Here is a 16,818-nt window from a genome sequence, read left to right as displayed (position 1 = left end):
AGCGCGGCTGTATTTAGACGACGTCAGACATAGGCTGTGCACGATGGTCATTCTGCTTGTCGTTCGCCTTCTTCAGCTGGACCTTGACACGTTCGAGGGTTACATCCACGGCCTTGCCCATATTTTCTTCGTCGGCAGAGGCTACAACCTGGGAGCCAACAATGTTCACGGTGATTTCGCAATGACGGCGATTTTCAACTTCGTGATCAAGGACGACGGAGGCGCTTGTGATATTCGGGTAGAAGCGAGCTAACTTGTCCATTTCTTCCTGAATACGATCCTGGAGACCTGCAGATGCGTTAAAGTGGCGAGCAGAAAACTGAATATCCATAGTAAAAACCTCCGTAGAAAAAAGTGAATATCTGCGAGGCGAAGCGCCTCACGTTTAGGTATATACATCTTTTTACTTCAGAAAACCAATAGGAGCCGTCATTTTTGTATAAAAGAAATGTTCCAACTTGGAATAATGGGGGTGCAGGCCCATTGAATTTACTTTAAGATCTTGCGCTGACTTGCCGTAAGAATCTTCAGGGAATTTTCACGGTACTTCGCAACGGTACGGCGAGCCACCTTCATTCCCATTTCCGCAAGTTTGTCGGAGATAGCCTGGTCAGAAAGAGGCTTTCGCTTGTCTTCCTCATCGATCATCTTCTTCATGGCGTCAAGAACCTGGGCCGAACCGAGAATTTCCTCTTCGGCTCCGGAACTGGATTCGGCACTCCCTGCAGAGGGCTTCTGCTTGATACCCGAAGTAAAGAAACGCTTCAGTTCATAAACACCGTAAGGGGTATCCACAAACTTTCCGTTAGTCACTCGATTCACGGTACTCACATCGCGCTTTACGTCGTCTGCAATATCCTGCAGCACCATGGGCTTCAAAAAGGCAGGGCCCTTAGAGAAGAACTCCTTCTGACGTTTAAGGATAGCCTGCATGACCAGTTCCATGGTAGAGTAGCGGTTATCTACCGCCTTCATGAATTCCATGGCCTTGTTCAGGTGGGTCTTCACATAGTCACGGTCAGACTTGGAGGCATTCTTGTCGTCGATAATGGCCTTGTAGGTCTGATTGATGCGAAGGCGTTTCTGCATGGGGGAACGGACCGCTTCCGCAGAGAACTTTCCGCGTTTTTCAATAATTTTAAGATCGGCGGATACCGTCTGGATGCGTGCGTTAGACAGAGAGAATCCCGGATGGGGATTCAGCCTTGCAAAGCTGGCAATAGCCTTCTGCACAGATTCCGTCGGTTCGCCAAGGGCCTTTCCAATCTTGGCGTAGCGAAGTTCCAGAAGGTCTTCATAGCAGTTTTCAAGAATCTTGATGGCCAGGGGAGAAAAGTTGGGAATGCCGTAAGCCTGAATCAAGAAACACTCGCGCTGGTCGCGGGCACCGATTCCACGAGGATTGAAACCCTGCAGCACATGCAAGGCCTCTTGCACCGGAAGGGAACATTCTTCCAGCTTCTTCTCGCCACGAATCATGGTTTCAATTTCATTGATAAATTCATCGTCAGAAATATTGATGGGGGCGTTTTCCTGTTCGCCCACCTGCAAGAAACCATCTTCATTCACGGAATCGATCAGGTATTCAACCAGTGAACGGAATCGCTTTTCAGAACAGTTATTTTTTGCCAGTTCTTCCAGCTGGTCGCGAGTTCCAGACCAAAGCATCAGCTGGTCGCGAAGTTGTTCCTGAAGGCTCTTGCCGTTATCCTTGATGGGGCGGTCCCATTCGTCATCGGCTTCAGCATTACCCGCATTCAAGTCCTTGAAGGGTGCGTCATCGGAACCGGTTCCGTCAGAAAAAAGCTGTTCGTAATTCACATCGCCATCGGAACCATCCAAAAGTCCGCGATCCACCAGGGCGCTATCATCCAGAGAGCCGCTTTCACGATCGTCGGCATCGCCATAGGCGTCATTGTCAGCAGAGGATTCGCCAGAACGTTCCGCCCCGGATTCCGAGAGTTCATCATCGCGAACTTCACGTTCCTCGTCAGGCATGGAATCATCCAGTTCCAGAAGGGGATTGCTTTCCAGCTCATCCTTGATGGCGGTTTCCAGTTCCAGGGACGTTTTCTGAAGGATATTGATGGACTGCAACAACTGGGGCGAAAGGGTCTGCTCCAGTCGCTGACTCGTGCCTAAGTTCATTCCTAAATCCATAAAACCGTCCTTAAAACTTTCAATAATTTTTATTTATAAAATTTGCATTTCCTATATGCAAACCCAATTAATCCAATCTAAAGCTATCGCCGAGGTAAATACGTCTTGCCTCGGGGTCGTTCGCCAAATATTCAGAGGAGCCTTCCGTAAGAACCTGGCTCTTGTACATAATGTAGGCCCGGTCCGTAATGGAAAGGGTTTCACGCACGTTATGGTCTGTAATGAGGACTCCCATACCGCGGTCCTTCAACCCGGAGATGATGCCCTGGATATCGGCCACGGCAATGGGGTCGATACCGGCAAAAGGTTCATCCAGCAGAAGGAAGCTGGGGTCGCTGGCCAAAGCACGCGCGATTTCAAGACGGCGACGTTCGCCACCGGAACAGCTCATAGACTTGGTCTTGCGAATGTGGGTAATCTTGAATTCTTCCAGGAGCTGCTCCAGACGAACCTTGCGTTCACGGCGCTTCATGTCCTGAGTTTCAAGAATGGCCATAATGTTATCTTCTACGCTAAGCTTGCGGAAGATGGAAGCTTCCTGAGGAAGATAACCGATGCCAAGTCGTGCGCGCTTGTACATGGGCTTGTCAGTCATCTCGATATCATCAAGAAAGATATGTCCAGACTCAGGGCGGACCATTCCCACGATCATGTAGAAAGACGTGGTCTTGCCGGCACCATTGGGGCCAAGAAGGCCGACAATCTCACCCTGCGACACACGGATAGAAACATCGCTTACGACCTGACGGCCACCATAAACCTTTCGCAGGTGTTCTGTGCGTATGGTACTGACAAGGTTCTTCACTTTTTTTCCTCTACATGCTTAGAATTTACATTCACCGCGGATGAATCCGATGGAGTTTTTTCTGATTTTTTTCTGGACCGATTCCTGTCCAACAAAGCCTTCTTGAAAGCCGACGGCTTTTTCGCGGGTTGCTCTTCCCGCTCCTTACTATCGATAGAAGCACCGGCTTCTGTCAACGAATCCGCCTTATTTTCTTTTTTTAATGAATCCACCTTCGCCAGGGAATCCTTCAGGGCAAGTTCCTTGTTACGGCGTTCCTTTTCCAGGTCAACATAACGGCCGCTGGCCATAGTGGAATTACCTAGAAGCTTCAGGGACTTTACTGCATTCTTCTGGGCGTCAAACAAGATATGGATGGTATCGCCCGATGCCTCATTCTTGCCGGACACGGAACGATCCTTCTTGATGTAGAAATAGGTACTCTGGGCCTTGCCGGAGACCACGGCCTTGTCCATCTTGCCCTTGTTAAAATACATGTCAAGGCGGTCGCCGTCCATCAAGTTTCTGTAATCCTGCAGGTCCGTCTCGTAAAAGAAACCGCGGGCGTTCAAGTTCACATAGAGGCGTTCGATCTTGTTTCCGCTGAATTCTGCAAAGAGGGTATCGCCAAAGGCTTCCGTCACGCTACCCGGAGCATTCCTCTTCGGTTCTTCCTGCTGGATGCCGTGGGCATTACGAATCACCAGCGCAGACTTCAGGGAGTTGCCGGTAGAATCCAGCACCAGGAAAATGGAGTCGCCCGTCAGGTGATAATTCTTCAGGTCGCAAGTCGGGTTGCCTTTCATCGAAAGCCAGTTATTCTTGCGGTCAAAATATCCCGTATCGCAAGTCACCACCATGTCGTTCTGGGTCAGCTTTACATGATTGAAAGCCTCGGCGTAATCGTCCTTCTTGCTGTAATTCATATTGTCAGCAGAAATGGCCACGTCCTTCTGGGTAATGGTCACATCGCCGCGGGCTTCCGCATAGCCATCTTTCTTGTTGTACACAATTCGCCTGGCCACAATCTTTACGGTATCCTCGCCGCCGGACTTGTTCTTCTCGAACTGGCGGAGCACCGGCTTTGTAGGCATGGTCAGGATTTCCTTTTCCTTATCATACTCCAGGTACTCGCCGGTAAAGTAGTAGGTATGGGCGGAATCACCAGCATGGACATCGCCGGTAGCGGTGGCGAGGCCACGTTTCTTCTGGTACACACCGTTGCGGGCATCGATATAACCCGAGGGGTGGGTAAACAGGAAGCCGCCATCACATTGGACCACTTCACCATCCTTATTCCAGATGGCGCGCTGGGTCTTGAACTGCACACTATCGTGAAGGAACTGCACACGGCCATGCAGCAAGAGAGTTCCGCGCTTGCGGGCCACCGCAAGACTGTCTGCATGCTTCATGATAATAGGCGAAGACTGCGCCACCGCCTCGCCCGAAAACAAGATCAGAATCGCAAACGCCAGGAACAGACCAAACTTGAAAGAACCAATGTATCGAGACATCTTCTAGTCCTTCGCCTCGTCTTTCTTCGTAAGGGTGCGCTTCCAGGATTTCTTAGGTCCAGGTTTTTTCTTGGCGCTGTCAGCCGGAGCCTGCGACGCAGAAGATTGCGGCACCCGTGTTCCAGAAGATGAAACCACGCGGACAGAACCAGCAGTCGGTCTAGCCCTCTGCAAACTATCGCGGGTCTCGATTTCGGAAGCCTGGTTCTTGTCCTCTTCCTTCAGGCGTTTAGCCGCATCCTGGAAAATGCCGGTCACGTCAGAAAGAATCCGCCAGTTGTCCATATGGGCGTCACTTTCAAAACCCTTGCCCTGAAGCACGTCGCCGTCTTCGCTAACCACACGAACATAACTGTCAGTCTTTACCAGGTTGTCCTTCTTGTTCCACAGGAGGGAATCGGAGCGGACCGAAGCCCCCTTGGGCGTCAGGGCATAAACGTGGCCATAGGCATACACATAGGTAAACTTCATATCCAGGCGGCCGGAATCGGCACGCAGGAACGCGGTACGTTCTCCCAGGGAATCGTAAATGTCCACCAGGACCGGCTTCACAAAGACAAGGTCCTTGTCGCCCCAACGTTCCAGATAGGCCGTCTTCAGTTTCCAGGCCTGCACACCCTTGTCGTAACTATCCAGAAGGGTGGTGTCGGTAAAAAGCATTTCCGGACGTTCCACCTGGATCCAGGGCTTTTCTTCTTCGATTTCCTCGCAACCGCACAGGAACAAAACGACCCACACCGGAACGAGAGCCAATCTCAAAAAAAATCTATGTCGCAAAATTCGTGCCACAATCAAAATTTAAAAATAAAGGAATGACTGAATCGCGCCAACATGGCCATAAAACAGCAAAAAAGGGCCCGCGACCGAGGGACGCAGGCTCCTGTTCTTTTTACAGTATTTGTACGGAACAAAAACCAGTCTGACTTACTTGGACTTGGCTTCTTCCAATTCCTCTTCCAGTTTCCTGTTTACACCGTCCTGCTTCTCGCAGATGTTCTTCAGGTTGCCGATTTCCACGTCCATCTTGGCCACCTGATCCTTCAGGTCTTCGCACTGGGCGGCATAGGTCTGTTCGGATTCGATGCGGCTGTTCAGTTCCTTGCGGAGGGAATCCACGGAGCAGCGGAGGGTTTCCACGGCGTTTTCAGCATCCTTCAGGGCGGGATTTTCTGCGTTTCCTTCACAACAGCAAGACGACTTCAGCTTCTTGGAAACAGCAAGGGCGGCAGCAGCGCCAAGGGCAAGACCGGCAAAAAAACTAGATGCTTTCATAGAGGACTCCTTAAAAAAATATTTACAACGGATATAATATCTCTTAAGAAAATGTAAAAGTCAATAGAAAACGCCCATTTTATGGGAAAATGTGATAAAATACCGCATACAATAAAACAAAAACCCCGAGTCTTGCGACTCGGGGTCTTTGCAGCGGGAAGAGCGAGATTCGAACTCGCGATAGGATTAAGTCCTATACGTCCTTAGCAGGGACGCGCCTTCGGCCAGCTCGGCCATCTTCCCATCTTGGGGGCACAAATTATACTTTATTTCTAACGCTTTTTCAAGGGGATTTCCCAAAATTTCTAACTTTTTTATATGCGTTTTCTAAAAAAGTTGTTGAAAATTGTGGCAGCATTTGCCCTGGTGGGCCTCATTTGCTGCATTCCCGTCTACATCCTGGTCTTTAAGGTGTTACCCGATAAGGATCCCGACAACCAGTTCAACAGGGAATCCATATTGCAGGTCCTTTCTGGCGAGACCCGCGTCTATTACAATGACGGCAACACCTTGCTAGGAGCCTTCTTTGACGCCAACCACCGTATCTATGTACCCTACGGCGACATCCCCTCCAATATCGTAAACGCCCTGGTGGCCGCCGAAGACGCCGGCTACTGGAACCACAACGGCTTCAGCATTTACGGTTTCACCCGCGCCATGGCATCAAACATCAAGGCAGGCCACATGCGTCAGGGCGGTTCCACCTTGACCCAGCAGACCGTCAAGAACATTTTCGGCCGCGAGGAACGCAGCATCAAGGAAAAGGGCAAGGAACTGATCAACGCCCTCCGCATGGAACGCCATTTCAGCAAGCAGGACATTCTTGAATTCTACCTGAACCAGTTCCACGTTTCCGGTACCGGTAAGGGTGTAGCCATCGCCGCCCAGTATTTCTTCAACAAGGAACTGAAGGAACTGAGCCTCGCCGAATGCGCCTTCATTGCAGGTTCCGTAAAGGGGCCCTTCAACTACGACCCGTTCATCCAGCGTAGCGCCGAACGCCGCGAAAAGGCAATCAAGCGTGGCGAGGAACGTCTGCGTTACGTACTTGGCCGCATGGTCGACGAAAAGTACATCTCCGAAGAAGAAATGGCCGAAGCCCTGGAAACGCCGCTGCAGTTCAACCACGGCAACTTCCGCTTCTCTGTCAGCACCATCCTGGAACGCATCGAGGAAAAGCTGGACGGAGACTTCTTCAAGGCTGAATTCGAAAAGCATGGCATCGAAGACTGGCGCAAGGCTCAGCTGACCATCATCTCGACCCTCGACGAAAGATCCCAGGATGCCGCCAAGCGCGCCCTGCAGACAAATATCAGCGGACTCCAGATGCAGTTGGGCGGTTTCGTACTTCCCAAGTCCCAGTTCGCCAACAAGGCCCAGAGCGCCCGCCGCGGCGACTACCTCTACGGCGCCGTCGACAGCGTATTCGTGGATTCCACCGGCAAGCTGAAATCCCTCACCTTAAGTTTCGGCCAGCTTAAAGGTATCGTCACCGAAAAGGCCATCAAGGATTTCGCCGTACAGATCAGCGGTGACGCCCGCAAGCCCGGCGACGTGAACAAGGCTCTGGCACCCCAGTTGAAGAAGGGGGCCATCCTCCTGGTCAGCATTCTGGACGTAGAAAAAATCAACGGTTACGTTCCCTGCAAGATCGAGACGGAACCTGTATTGCAGGGCGGCCTCTTCGCCATTAAGAACGGCCAGGTAGTCGCAACCCAGGGTGGTTTCCACAACACCGGATTCGACAGAAGTTTCAAGGCATTGCGTCAGCTGGGCTCCAGCTGGAAACCCCTGCTCTACGCATTGGCTCTCAAGTACAACTACAATTACCTGGACCCGCTTGAAAACGACTTCAACGTATTCCAGTTCACGAACCAGTTCTACTTCCCTCGCCCCGACCACAAGAACAAGGGCGACATCGTAAGCATCGCCTGGGCCACCACCCGTTCCGAAAATATCGCCAGCATCTGGCTGCTGGAACACCTGCTGGACAAACTCAGCCCCGAAGAATTTGACGCCGTCGCCAAGGAAAACGACTACGCCCGATTCGACAACGAAGAACGCAAGGCCTACTTTGAAAGACTCCGCGACAAGTTCGGTCTAACCTTGAAGGAAGAAGTAAAGAAGGAAATCGAATTTACCAAGGCCAAGTTCGCCCTCATCGAACGTTACAAGGGTGAAGGCAAGGACGCCAAGGCCAGGGCCGTCATCAACCTGCGCTACGGCACCCACAACGACATCGCCATGAAGCAGTCCAAGAAGGATGCCCAGACCGTCAAGTTCATCCAGCACAACTACAAGAGCTATTATGAAAAGCTCCGTGCCCGCGAGGCCCTGGAACTGGATCCGGATATGGCAGCCCAGCTTCCGCCTCTGGAATCCGTGGAGCTGTTCCCCGACTTTACTCTGGCCGACATGAAGCGTCTGACCACCATGATCGAACCCGTCGATGGCGAAGCCGATTACCTGGATGCAGACCACATCCGTTTCTGGCCCGACTACAGACGTTCCCTGGCCATGGCCGACTACGCACGCTTCGCCAAGGAAATCGGCATCCACCAGAAGTTGCAGAAAGTGTTCAGCATGCCCCTGGGCGTAAACGAAATTACCCTGTCAGAAATTTCTACCGCATACCAGACCCTGCTTACCGGCAAGATCTACAAGAGCCTGGATGGCGACTGGACCGACCCCAGCTTTATCAAGGAAATCAAGAATCGTGACGGCACCACCATCTTCAAGAACAAGATGGAATCCAAGACAATCCTCGACGACAACATTACAACCCAGATGGCCGTAATGCTCCACTCCGTATTCAGCAACGGTACAGCACGCAGCCAGTATAACGCCATTACGGTTACTTCCCCCGATAGCACCGTCAGCCTGCGCTACCCTGCATTGGGCAAGACCGGTACTACAAACGACTACAGAAACGTGGCCTTCATGGGCGCGATACCCACCTACAGCGGCGAAAAGAACGGAGCCACTTTGGACTCTGTCGTGGCCATCGGTAGCTACGTGGGCTTCGACAACAACAAACCTCTTAAGTCTGGACGTACCCGCATTGCAGGTGCCTCTGGCGGTCTCCCCCAGTGGGCAGCCTTCGCCAAGGAAGAAATTGAAATCATGGGCACTCCCAAGAAGGTGGACTTCCTGGATATTTCTGTTCTGGCCGCAGGCGAAGTCCCGCTGCAGCTAGGCAATGAACGAGGCGAACTTGTAGTAGATCCCATGACCGGTATGACTCTTGCCGGGGCCAGCGCCGAAGCAGGACGCCCTCTCCCCTGGATCGACATTCCGGGCTACACTCCTCCGCAAGTGCAGGAAATGGCCGCGGAATCTGCAGCAGAATCCGGCATCATGGTTAGCTTACCCATGCCCGCTGCAGAACAGCCCGAAGCCTCCACCGCCCCAGCAGAGGTCGCAGCATCGGATTCCACAAGCGCACAGGCTCCCGCAACAGAAGCAACTGCAGCAGCGGAACCCGCACCTCACGCACCGTCTGTTACACCGGCACCGGCCGCAGCCGCCATGCCCAAGGATGATGACTGGGATCTGCCCGAAGGATTCAATGGCAACAACGCATTTGTTCCTATCGAGGCCGAATAAGTTTTTAGCCCTTTGAAAAAGTTCAGGACGATTTTAAAACAAAGGATCTTTGTATGAATTTCAGTTCTCGTATTTTTTTAAGTACCGCAGGAATCGCAGCAATGGGACTTTCCCTTTCTGCATGTACAGGAGCCCCCGCCCCCTGCACCGAGCCTGAAAACACAGAACAGCAATCCTCTCAAGGAGCACAGCAGGCAGCACCCGAGCAAGTTCAGGAGCAGTCCTCCTCTGCGATTTCTGAATCTAAACCTCAGCAAACCGCAGCACCCTCCTCCAGTTCAGCAGTCCCTAAGAACGAACTTGTTTCCCAGTCTGCGGAACCCGCCCAGCAGTCCTCATCCTCTATGGCCTCCGCCCAGGAAAAGGTCTCGGAAAATGAACCCATGGCCCTTACGGTCATCGACCCCTACACGGCGTTCCCCGCCATGGCAAACGAAGTTTTCGAATACGCCGATAGTTTGTACAAACAGGGTAAGGTCGACGACGCTGTAAAATATCTCCAGCGTTTCCGCGTCATCAAGCCCCTGTGGAATCAATGGGAAAATCAGGCCGACTCCATGCTGGCCGAATTCGGAAAGACCAATGCGGAACGCGCAAAGCAGTTCGAGCCGCTGGTCCTTGAAATTCAGAACATGAACCGCGCCCGTTCCAACTACAGTCTGGTGGCCGAAGCCGCCGATAACCTCATCGCGCTGGTTCCCGGCGATTCCCTGACCAACTTCGCCAACCAGCAAAAACAGATCGCCTACAACAACACCCTGGACAAGGCCCGCAAGGAAAAATCCGAAATCCTCAAGTTGGCAAACGACCAGGCAAAGTTCACCGAAGCAGAACAGAAAGCCTTGGAATTCCAGATGCGTTATCGCGACTTCGAAGACCCACTTAAGATCCAGGCCATGATCGACGACATCCGCAACATGTCCGCCAACAACGACGCCGAAGCCGCCGCCTACTGGCAGAAGAACGATCCCGCCGAAGCACTTGCCAAGGCAAAGGACCTAGTGGAAAAAAGCAAGTTCGCCGAAGCCAAGGAACTTCTGAACAAGCTCAAGTCCAGCCCCCTCCGCAAGGAAGCCATCGAGGAATACAACAAGCTGGCCGACGCCTACTGCAACGCCCAGCGCAAGACCACAAGCCAGCTCTTCGGCAAGGCCCAAAAACAGAAGGACGCCGCAAAGAAGGCCGCCCTCCTGAACGAAGCCATCGCCTCCCTGGATAAATGTCTGGCGGAATATCCCGACAACTCCCAGAAGCAAAAGGTGATCGACAACAGGAACTTCCTGCAGAAGGAACTGAGCAAGTAAATGACCGCAGCATCCGCAGATTGGTGGCAGTACGGCCAGTATCCCGCTTTCTTTATCCTGGGCGCTGTCGTCAGCCTCATCAATAGCATCGCCGGCGGCGGAAGTTCCCTCAGCCTTCCCATCATGATCTTTCTGGGAATGCCCCCGACCGTGGCCAACGGCACCAACCGCATCGGCCTCATCATCGGAAACCTGAGCAGCGTCCACAACCTGGCAAAACACGGCTACCTGAACAAGAAACTCTTCAAGCAGCTATTCTGGCCCTCCCTGGTGGGAGCCCTCCTTGGCGTAGGATTTCTCGCAAACATCGGCGACAAGGTATTCCAGGCCATTATCGCCGGAGCCATCTGCCTGGTAGTCATCATGAGCCACACCCGCAAAGACCTGTTCGGAAAGCCCCCTGCAAACCCGCCCGAAAAATTGACCCTGGGCGGAGCCATCGGGTTCGCCCTGGTTTCAGTCTACGGATGTATCGTGCAGATTGGCGTTGGATTCGTGCAGATCTTTAGCCTCACCCGCTACACCGGTCTAGACCCCATCCACGTAAACGCCCTCAAGAACTGCCTCACAACCGTATTCCTGGTGGTCAGCACCGCGGTTCTCGCATTCACCGGAAAAGTGAACTGGCCCATCGCCATCGTCATGTCAGCCGGCGCCTGGTGTGGCGGTTATTTCGGCAGCGCCCTCCAGCGCAAGAAAGGCAACAAGTTCATCCAGAATTTTATCAGCGTCTGCAGCCTGGTCATGGCAGCCTACCTGGTGGTGGACCTGGTCCTTCAGTAAATCAGATTTCGCAGGAATCAAGATTCTTTTTTGGGGGATAAGCGGGCGTTTTACCGCAAACCTGGAACCCCTCCGGGGTTTTAAAAGCTGGTCGAGACTTCCCTTCAGAACCGCTTCCAGAGTCTTGTCTCCGGCAGCAAGAACTTCCTTGTCGGATCGTTTCAGCTTCTTGATTCGAGCCTCTAACCGCAAGGCATGCTCCTTGGATTCCAGCTCAAAAGTTCGCAGAATGCACTCCGGCGGAAAAGCCTTGGTAAAGCGAGCCCCCTTGCCAGTCAGATGCTGCTGAAAACGGGCCTCCACATCCACGGCATAACCCGTGTAGATGCGATTCCCCTTACAACGAAGCATGTATACAAAATGCGGCATTATTAAAAAAGGGCGGTTACCCGCCCGATTATATCTTAGTGGTGACCGTGTCCTTCAGGTTCATCCTTGCTCGGCTTAGAAACCAAGCTCATATAGATGGTACCCAGGATGGCGGCACTGAAGCTTCCCAGCAGAATGCCCAGCTTTGCGGAATCCTGACGATCGCCAACATCGAAGGCGAGACTTGCCACGAACAGAGCCATGGTAAAGCCGATACCGGCCAACATGCCACCGCCCCACAGAGCCTTCCAGCTGTAGCTCGGACGCTTTGAAATACCGATCTTCACAGAGAGGAAGCTGAACAGGAAAATGCCGATAGGCTTACCGAATACCAGAGCCAGGGCAACAGCGCCCATCACAGGAACTTCCACACCGCCAAGCTTGATTTCGACACCGGCATTGGCCAAGGCGAACAGCGGCATAATGAAGAAGTTGACCCAGGGAGCCAAAGTCTTGTAGAGGCGTTCCTGCATAGAAATACTTTCCTTGGCGCCCTGCTTCAGCAGGCTGAACACGCGATATTTCTCTTCGCTGTCGGTAGCTTCGCCAGAAAGAACGTGACCCACATTATTTGCAAACAGGCCCATCTTGCCGCCGGCAATCACAGCCCTGGCCGGAACGGAAAGACCAAGCAGCACACCCGAAATAGTGGGATGCACGCCGCTCTTTACGAAGAAGGCCCACACAGCTACGCCGATTACGCCATGGAGCAGCAAGTTGCGAACACCCAGACGGAACAGCACATTGATCAAGACCAGCAAGGCAACGCCAGTACCCAGAGCGGCAAAGCTGATACCGTCACCGCTGGGGTAGCCAATGGCAATCACGAGAATGGCACCGATATCGTCGGCGATAGCCAAAGTCAAAATCATCACGCGGAGAGCATGGGGCACCTTCTTGCCAAGGATAGCCATACAGCCAACCACGAAAGCGATATCCGTTGCCGTGGGAATACCCCAACCACGAGTCGCGTCCGTACCTGTCAGACCGTTTACAGCCAAGTAAATCAAAGCCGGGAAAAGCATACCGCCGGCAGCCGCGAGAATCGGAAGACTTGCAGCCTTCGGATCGCGAAGTTCGCCGTAAGTCATCTCGCCCTTCACCTCGAGACCCACGTTAAAGAAGAAGATGGTCATCAAGGCATCATTGATCAGCCAATGCAAATCAGCAGTACCAAGCCAGCTACCGATAGTCACGGCAAAAGGCATGTGCCATACATGATGATAGGACTCAGGGCTGAGATTAGCCCACAGCAAAGCTGCAATGGTCATAATGATAAGAACGATACCGCCAGTAGTCTCCACCTTCATGAGACGTTCAATGGGGGTAAGGATCTTGCGGACCGGAGTTTCCGGGAAAAGTTCTTCGATGCGATCGCTGCTAGTCACTTTTGCGGACATACACACCTATGGTTGATTGTTTTTGTTTTTTCAGCCCTTGCACATTAAAGATAATCAAAATTTTTTTTTAGTCTACGCAATTCGCCACCGAATTCACCCTAAAGACCACCATCTCAAAATGTGCCATAACGCACTAAAAGTTTTATAATATAAATCACCATTTCGTAAGTAAATTATATTAAACTTGAAAAATTCTTGCGGATATTGTCAAATGAAAGAAAGAATGAAGAAACACCCCCTTCTGACCAAGGTCGTTATCGCCCTACTCTGTGGACTTACCTTCTATTTGTTAGGTTTCCCCTGCCGAATATTCCTCAAGATTTCGGATACGACGGAAGTCCGCCTGGTTGCAGCCCTCCCCATGCTGTTTTCCATGACCTTCGGTCTCCCCGGAGCCCTGGGCTGCGCATTCGCAAACCTCTTCTCCGACATCCAGTCAGGATACTCCGCCGCCGTCTTCATACCGGGATTCCTCATCCAGATTATCTACGGGTACATTCCCGCCAAAGTTTGGCATTACCTCCGCCGCAATAACATCAACAAGTTCCGACTGAACCGAGTCCACAAAGTCGTAGAATACCTCATCATATCCACGGCAGACGCCCTCCTTGTGGCGTTCCTTATCTGTCTGCTATTAAAGTGTGTCGGCCTCCCGTCGAATTTTATCCTGGGCGAAAATATCTTCTTCAACAACTTGCTGGCGATGATCGTAATGGGCATCCCCTACCTAAGCCTATCCTCCGTCGTGTTCCAGTATAAGTACCACCGCGCTTCCCCCAGGAATACCATCCTCTCGTTCTCCCTTAACGAAAAATTCCTGCTGTTCATACTCCTGCTGAGCATCCTCATTTCTATCTGCTCCGGTATCGCCGCCTATAACGTGTTCCACTATAGGTACAACCTCAGCAATCTGGACCTATGGAACAAGGTCTACTACAGTGTCGTCATTACCTTGAACATCCTCATTTGGGGAAGCCTTATCCATCTGCGGTTTATCGAAAGCACCGTTATCAAGCCCATCGAAAAGATGAGTGAAATCGCCATGATATTCAGCCACGATTCAACCATGGAAAAGAAGCTGGAGGAAATCTCCAACAAGTGCGAAAAGTACCTGAAGTATACCACCGAAATCGGCGCCCTTTCCCGCTCCTACGTAGACATGTCCCGCAAGATCGATGACTACCTGAACCACATTATGGCAATGACGGCGGAAAAGCAGAAAGAACATACGGCCCTTGAAATTGCGACAGCCATCCAGCTGGCGGCCCTCCCCAAGCCCCTCCACTCCAAACGATTTGAAAACTACGCCATGATGGACCCCGCCCTAGAAGTTGGCGGTGACTTCTATGACTTCTTCTTTATCGACGAAGACCACATCGCCCTCTGTATCGCCGACGTATCCGGCAAGGGCATCCCCGCAGCATTATTCATGATGGTCAGCAAGATTATCCTGCGCCACAACCTGATGAACGGCTACTCTCCAGCCGAGGCCCTGGTACGAACCAACCAGGAAATCTGCGAAAACAATACCGTCGACATGTTCGTCTCCATCCTCTGCGGCGTTCTGGACCTAAAGACAAACGTCCTCACCTTCTGCAATGCGGGCCACGAAAAGCCGGCACTCCTGAAGAAGGGCAAAGAATTCTACCTGGCCCAAATCAAGAGCTTCTTTGTAGTCGGCGGCATGCCTGGCATCAAGTACCAGAACTTCGAATTGCAAATGGAACCCGGTGACATCATGTTCACCTACACCGACGGCATTCCCGAAGCCATGAACGAAAACAACGAGGAATTCGGCAACGATCGAATGCTGGCCGCACTGAATGCCTCCAAGGACAAGCCCCTGGAACAACTCTGTAAGGACGTTCGCGAGGCCGTCAGGACCCATGCCGGCAAGGCTCCCCAGTTTGACGACATTACCATGGTGGCATTCCGAATTAATGAAGGAACCTAGGTATAATCGCAAACAGAAAAATCTAACCCATAGAAAAAGCCTCGGACCAAGTCCGAGGCCTTCTTCAAATCGCTTACATTAAACCGTATCGATTCAGACTAGAACTGCTGAGGCGGCCAACGGGGATTCTTGGAGCTCATGTCGATCTTGTAGAAGTCGCGTTCGAAGCGTCCATCGTCCATGCCGTAAGTCTGCATGATATGGCGAGCCATCCACTTGCCCAGCTTCAGCACGGTGAGCTTCTTGCGGAGACGACCCTGGCAGTCGCGATTCATGATGTCGGGGAGAGTGGAGGTGGTCAGAATTTCATCGATAGCGGGGCTGTTCAGCTTTTCACGAGCTTCTGCACTGGTGTGGAAGTGGGTGACGCCGAAGCACACGCGGTTGGGATGACCCTTCTTGATGTGTTCGCAGCACTGCACGATAGTAGTACCGGTACGGACCATGTCATCGAACACGATCACGTCCTTACCTTCAATTTCATCGATGCTGATGTCAGAAAGTTCCGGGTTGAAAGTCATGGAGATTTCACGTTCGCCAGTACGTACCTTGTCCATCACCACGCGCTTGCATTCGGGGAGCTGGAGAGCATCGAACACAGCGTTCATGAAAGGACGTGCGCCCTTATCCGGAGAAACGATCACCAGGTTGTTACCATCCTTACCAGTCTGCACGAAGTTGCTGTTCTTGATGTAGTGTGCATAGACATCGGTAGGAATCAGGTTGTGGAAATGACCTTCGAAAATATCGTTGAACAGGTTCTGAACCTTGATGCTGTGGTTGTGGCAGGTAACAACAGCGTCCACACCAGCCTTCTTCAGAAGATCGGCATAGAGCAAGCTAGTGAAAGCCTGACCATCAAACTTCTTGAGGTCGATATCCGGGCGATCCTTTTCCAGTTCGCCAATACGGTGGGGACCGCGGTCCTGTGCGGAGTAGAACAAATCCGGTTCTACGAGAACAACCTGTTCGGCACCGTTATCCTTGGCAGCGCGGGCCAGGATGCAGTTACGCATAGCGTAGTCGTTACGACTACGTTCATGGTTAGAAACAGAGCAGATCAAGACAATCTTGCCTTCCAGACGGCGGCCGATATGTTCGATATCATCGGCATCCAGCATATAGCGGGGGCAGAATTCAGAGTTGGCGAAAGTCTTCAGGGAGACCACGTCGGAAATGTCTTCGCGGAGACCGATGTACTGAGCCATATCAATGGCAAACGGATCATCGGTGAAGTTGCCGGTCACGATAAAACGATCTGACATAAGATTGCCTTAATTTAAGGTTTTTTGGGGGTTAGTGGCCCAAATATAGATAGATTAGGACATCCTTGCAAGTAAGGCAACGCAATACATATCTATTACACAAATTGATAGACAGCTTTTTGAGGGGATGATTCGTCGGGCAGGCCCCGCAAACCTGGGGACAGGCGGAAAGGCCGCCGGCAGGGTACGCCTTTCCCGGTAAGCCTCCTGCGACAGCTCATGGCCTGCGCCTAGCGACGGCAGGTGCGGTGGGCCGAAGCCGCGCCCATGTACGGCAGGCGATGCCCGCGTCGACGCCCCGGCGGCGGATACAAAAACAAAAAGCCCCCCGAGAGGTTTACCTCAAGGGGGGCGTGAATCCAGCGGCGACCTACTCTCCCGGACCCGTAGGCCAGGTACCATCGGCG

At 52.3% G+C, this 16,818-nt stretch carries 12 protein-coding genes, 1 tRNA gene and 1 pseudogene; 4 read left to right on the top strand and 10 right to left on the bottom strand.

What is annotated here, in order from left to right:
• Nucleotides 1–13 precede the first annotated feature (13 nt).
• The 7 genes from raiA to B7992_RS09140 form a co-directional block, all read right to left on the bottom strand.
• Complete coding sequence (raiA, locus tag B7992_RS09170; protein ID WP_073161189.1) at nucleotides 14–331, bottom strand: ribosome-associated translation inhibitor RaiA; 318 nt, start codon at nucleotides 329–331, stop codon at nucleotides 14–16.
• 158 nt (nucleotides 332–489) lie between these two features.
• Nucleotides 490–2,160, bottom strand: coding sequence for an RNA polymerase factor sigma-54 (gene rpoN / locus B7992_RS09165; protein ID WP_073161190.1), 1,671 nt, complete (start codon nucleotides 2,158–2,160; stop codon nucleotides 490–492).
• Nucleotides 2,161–2,227: 67 nt separating this feature from the next.
• The gene (gene lptB / locus B7992_RS09160; RefSeq protein ID WP_083538271.1) at nucleotides 2,228–2,965 is read right to left on the bottom strand and encodes an LPS export ABC transporter ATP-binding protein; all 738 of its coding nucleotides are present in this window, start codon (nucleotides 2,963–2,965) and stop codon (nucleotides 2,228–2,230) included.
• Nucleotides 2,962–4,458 carry an LptA/OstA family protein gene (locus B7992_RS09155; protein ID WP_088666104.1) on the bottom strand — a complete coding sequence of 499 codons (1,497 nt, stop codon included), beginning with the start codon at nucleotides 4,456–4,458 and terminating at the stop codon, nucleotides 2,962–2,964. Before B7992_RS09155 ends, lptB begins: the two co-directional genes overlap by 4 nt.
• Nucleotides 4,459–4,461: 3 nt before the next feature.
• The gene (lptC, locus tag B7992_RS09150) at nucleotides 4,462–5,217 is read right to left on the bottom strand and encodes an LPS export ABC transporter periplasmic protein LptC (RefSeq protein ID WP_254793732.1); all 756 of its coding nucleotides are present in this window, start codon (nucleotides 5,215–5,217) and stop codon (nucleotides 4,462–4,464) included.
• A 165-nt stretch (nucleotides 5,218–5,382) separates the two neighbouring features.
• Nucleotides 5,383–5,730 carry a hypothetical protein gene (locus B7992_RS09145; protein ID WP_088666103.1) on the bottom strand — a complete coding sequence of 116 codons (348 nt, stop codon included), beginning with the start codon at nucleotides 5,728–5,730 and terminating at the stop codon, nucleotides 5,383–5,385.
• Between the two features lie 154 nt (nucleotides 5,731–5,884).
• Nucleotides 5,885–5,973, bottom strand: a tRNA-Ser gene (locus tag B7992_RS09140).
• Between the two features lie 75 nt (nucleotides 5,974–6,048).
• On the opposite strand from B7992_RS09140, the gene B7992_RS09135 reads away from it, so the two are divergent.
• Genes B7992_RS09135 through B7992_RS09125 form a run of 3 tightly spaced genes read left to right on the top strand, consistent with a single transcriptional unit; the run spans nucleotide 6,049 to nucleotide 11,423 of the window.
• Nucleotides 6,049–9,336, top strand: a complete 3,288-nt coding sequence (locus B7992_RS09135; RefSeq protein ID WP_073161193.1) for a transglycosylase domain-containing protein — start codon at nucleotides 6,049–6,051, stop codon at nucleotides 9,334–9,336.
• A 53-nt stretch (nucleotides 9,337–9,389) separates the two neighbouring features.
• Nucleotides 9,390–10,640 carry a hypothetical protein gene (locus B7992_RS09130; RefSeq protein ID WP_073161194.1) on the top strand — a complete coding sequence of 417 codons (1,251 nt, stop codon included), beginning with the start codon at nucleotides 9,390–9,392 and terminating at the stop codon, nucleotides 10,638–10,640.
• Entirely contained in the window at nucleotides 10,641–11,423 is a 783-nt protein-coding gene (locus B7992_RS09125) for a sulfite exporter TauE/SafE family protein (RefSeq protein WP_073287310.1), read from the top strand.
• A gap of 162 nt (nucleotides 11,424–11,585) precedes the next feature.
• Here the strand turns inward: B7992_RS09125 and B7992_RS17165 are convergent.
• Nucleotides 11,586–11,774, bottom strand: a pseudogene (locus B7992_RS17165) (GIY-YIG nuclease family protein); the annotation flags it as partial.
• Between the two features lie 53 nt (nucleotides 11,775–11,827).
• Nucleotides 11,828–13,192, bottom strand: a complete 1,365-nt coding sequence (nhaA, locus tag B7992_RS09115) for a Na+/H+ antiporter NhaA (protein WP_073161197.1) — start codon at nucleotides 13,190–13,192, stop codon at nucleotides 11,828–11,830.
• A gap of 211 nt (nucleotides 13,193–13,403) precedes the next feature.
• On the opposite strand from nhaA, the gene B7992_RS09110 reads away from it, so the two are divergent.
• Nucleotides 13,404–15,146: a PP2C family protein-serine/threonine phosphatase gene (locus tag B7992_RS09110; protein WP_249269403.1), complete on the top strand. Its 1,743-nt coding sequence runs from the start codon at nucleotides 13,404–13,406 to the stop codon at nucleotides 15,144–15,146.
• A gap of 98 nt (nucleotides 15,147–15,244) precedes the next feature.
• On the opposite strand, the gene B7992_RS09105 is transcribed toward B7992_RS09110, so the two are convergent.
• Nucleotides 15,245–16,411 (bottom strand): ribose-phosphate pyrophosphokinase, encoded by a 1,167-nt coding sequence (locus B7992_RS09105; protein WP_073161199.1) that lies wholly within the window; start codon nucleotides 16,409–16,411, stop codon nucleotides 15,245–15,247.
• Nucleotides 16,412–16,818 lie beyond the last annotated feature (407 nt).

The organism is Fibrobacter sp. UWH1, assembly GCF_002210365.1.
In the GTDB taxonomy this organism is placed as follows: domain Bacteria; phylum Fibrobacterota; class Fibrobacteria; order Fibrobacterales; family Fibrobacteraceae; genus Fibrobacter.
The sequence above is the reverse complement of the archived record's forward strand: the minus strand, read 5'-3'. Positions and strand labels throughout refer to the sequence as shown.

Bases quoted from the DNA above. Each gene is read 5' to 3' on its own strand.
- raiA (WP_073161189.1), bottom strand. From the start codon at position 331: ATGGATATTCAGTTTTCTGCTCGCCACTTTAACGCATCTGCAGGTCTC.
- rpoN (WP_073161190.1), bottom strand. From the start codon at position 2,160: ATGGATTTAGGAATGAACTTAGGCACGAGTCAGCGACTGGAGCAGACC.
- B7992_RS09155 (WP_088666104.1), bottom strand. From the start codon at position 4,458: ATGTCTCGATACATTGGTTCTTTCAAGTTTGGTCTGTTCCTGGCGTTT.
- B7992_RS09145 (WP_088666103.1), bottom strand. From the start codon at position 5,730: ATGAAAGCATCTAGTTTTTTTGCCGGTCTTGCCCTTGGCGCTGCTGCC.
- B7992_RS09135 (WP_073161193.1), top strand. From the start codon at position 6,049: ATGCGTTTTCTAAAAAAGTTGTTGAAAATTGTGGCAGCATTTGCCCTG.
- B7992_RS09130 (WP_073161194.1), top strand. From the start codon at position 9,390: ATGAATTTCAGTTCTCGTATTTTTTTAAGTACCGCAGGAATCGCAGCA.
- B7992_RS09125 (WP_073287310.1), top strand. From the start codon at position 10,641: ATGACCGCAGCATCCGCAGATTGGTGGCAGTACGGCCAGTATCCCGCT.
- nhaA (WP_073161197.1), bottom strand. From the start codon at position 13,192: ATGTCCGCAAAAGTGACTAGCAGCGATCGCATCGAAGAACTTTTCCCG.
- B7992_RS09110 (WP_249269403.1), top strand. From the start codon at position 13,404: ATGAAAGAAAGAATGAAGAAACACCCCCTTCTGACCAAGGTCGTTATC.
- B7992_RS09105 (WP_073161199.1), bottom strand. From the start codon at position 16,411: ATGTCAGATCGTTTTATCGTGACCGGCAACTTCACCGATGATCCGTTT.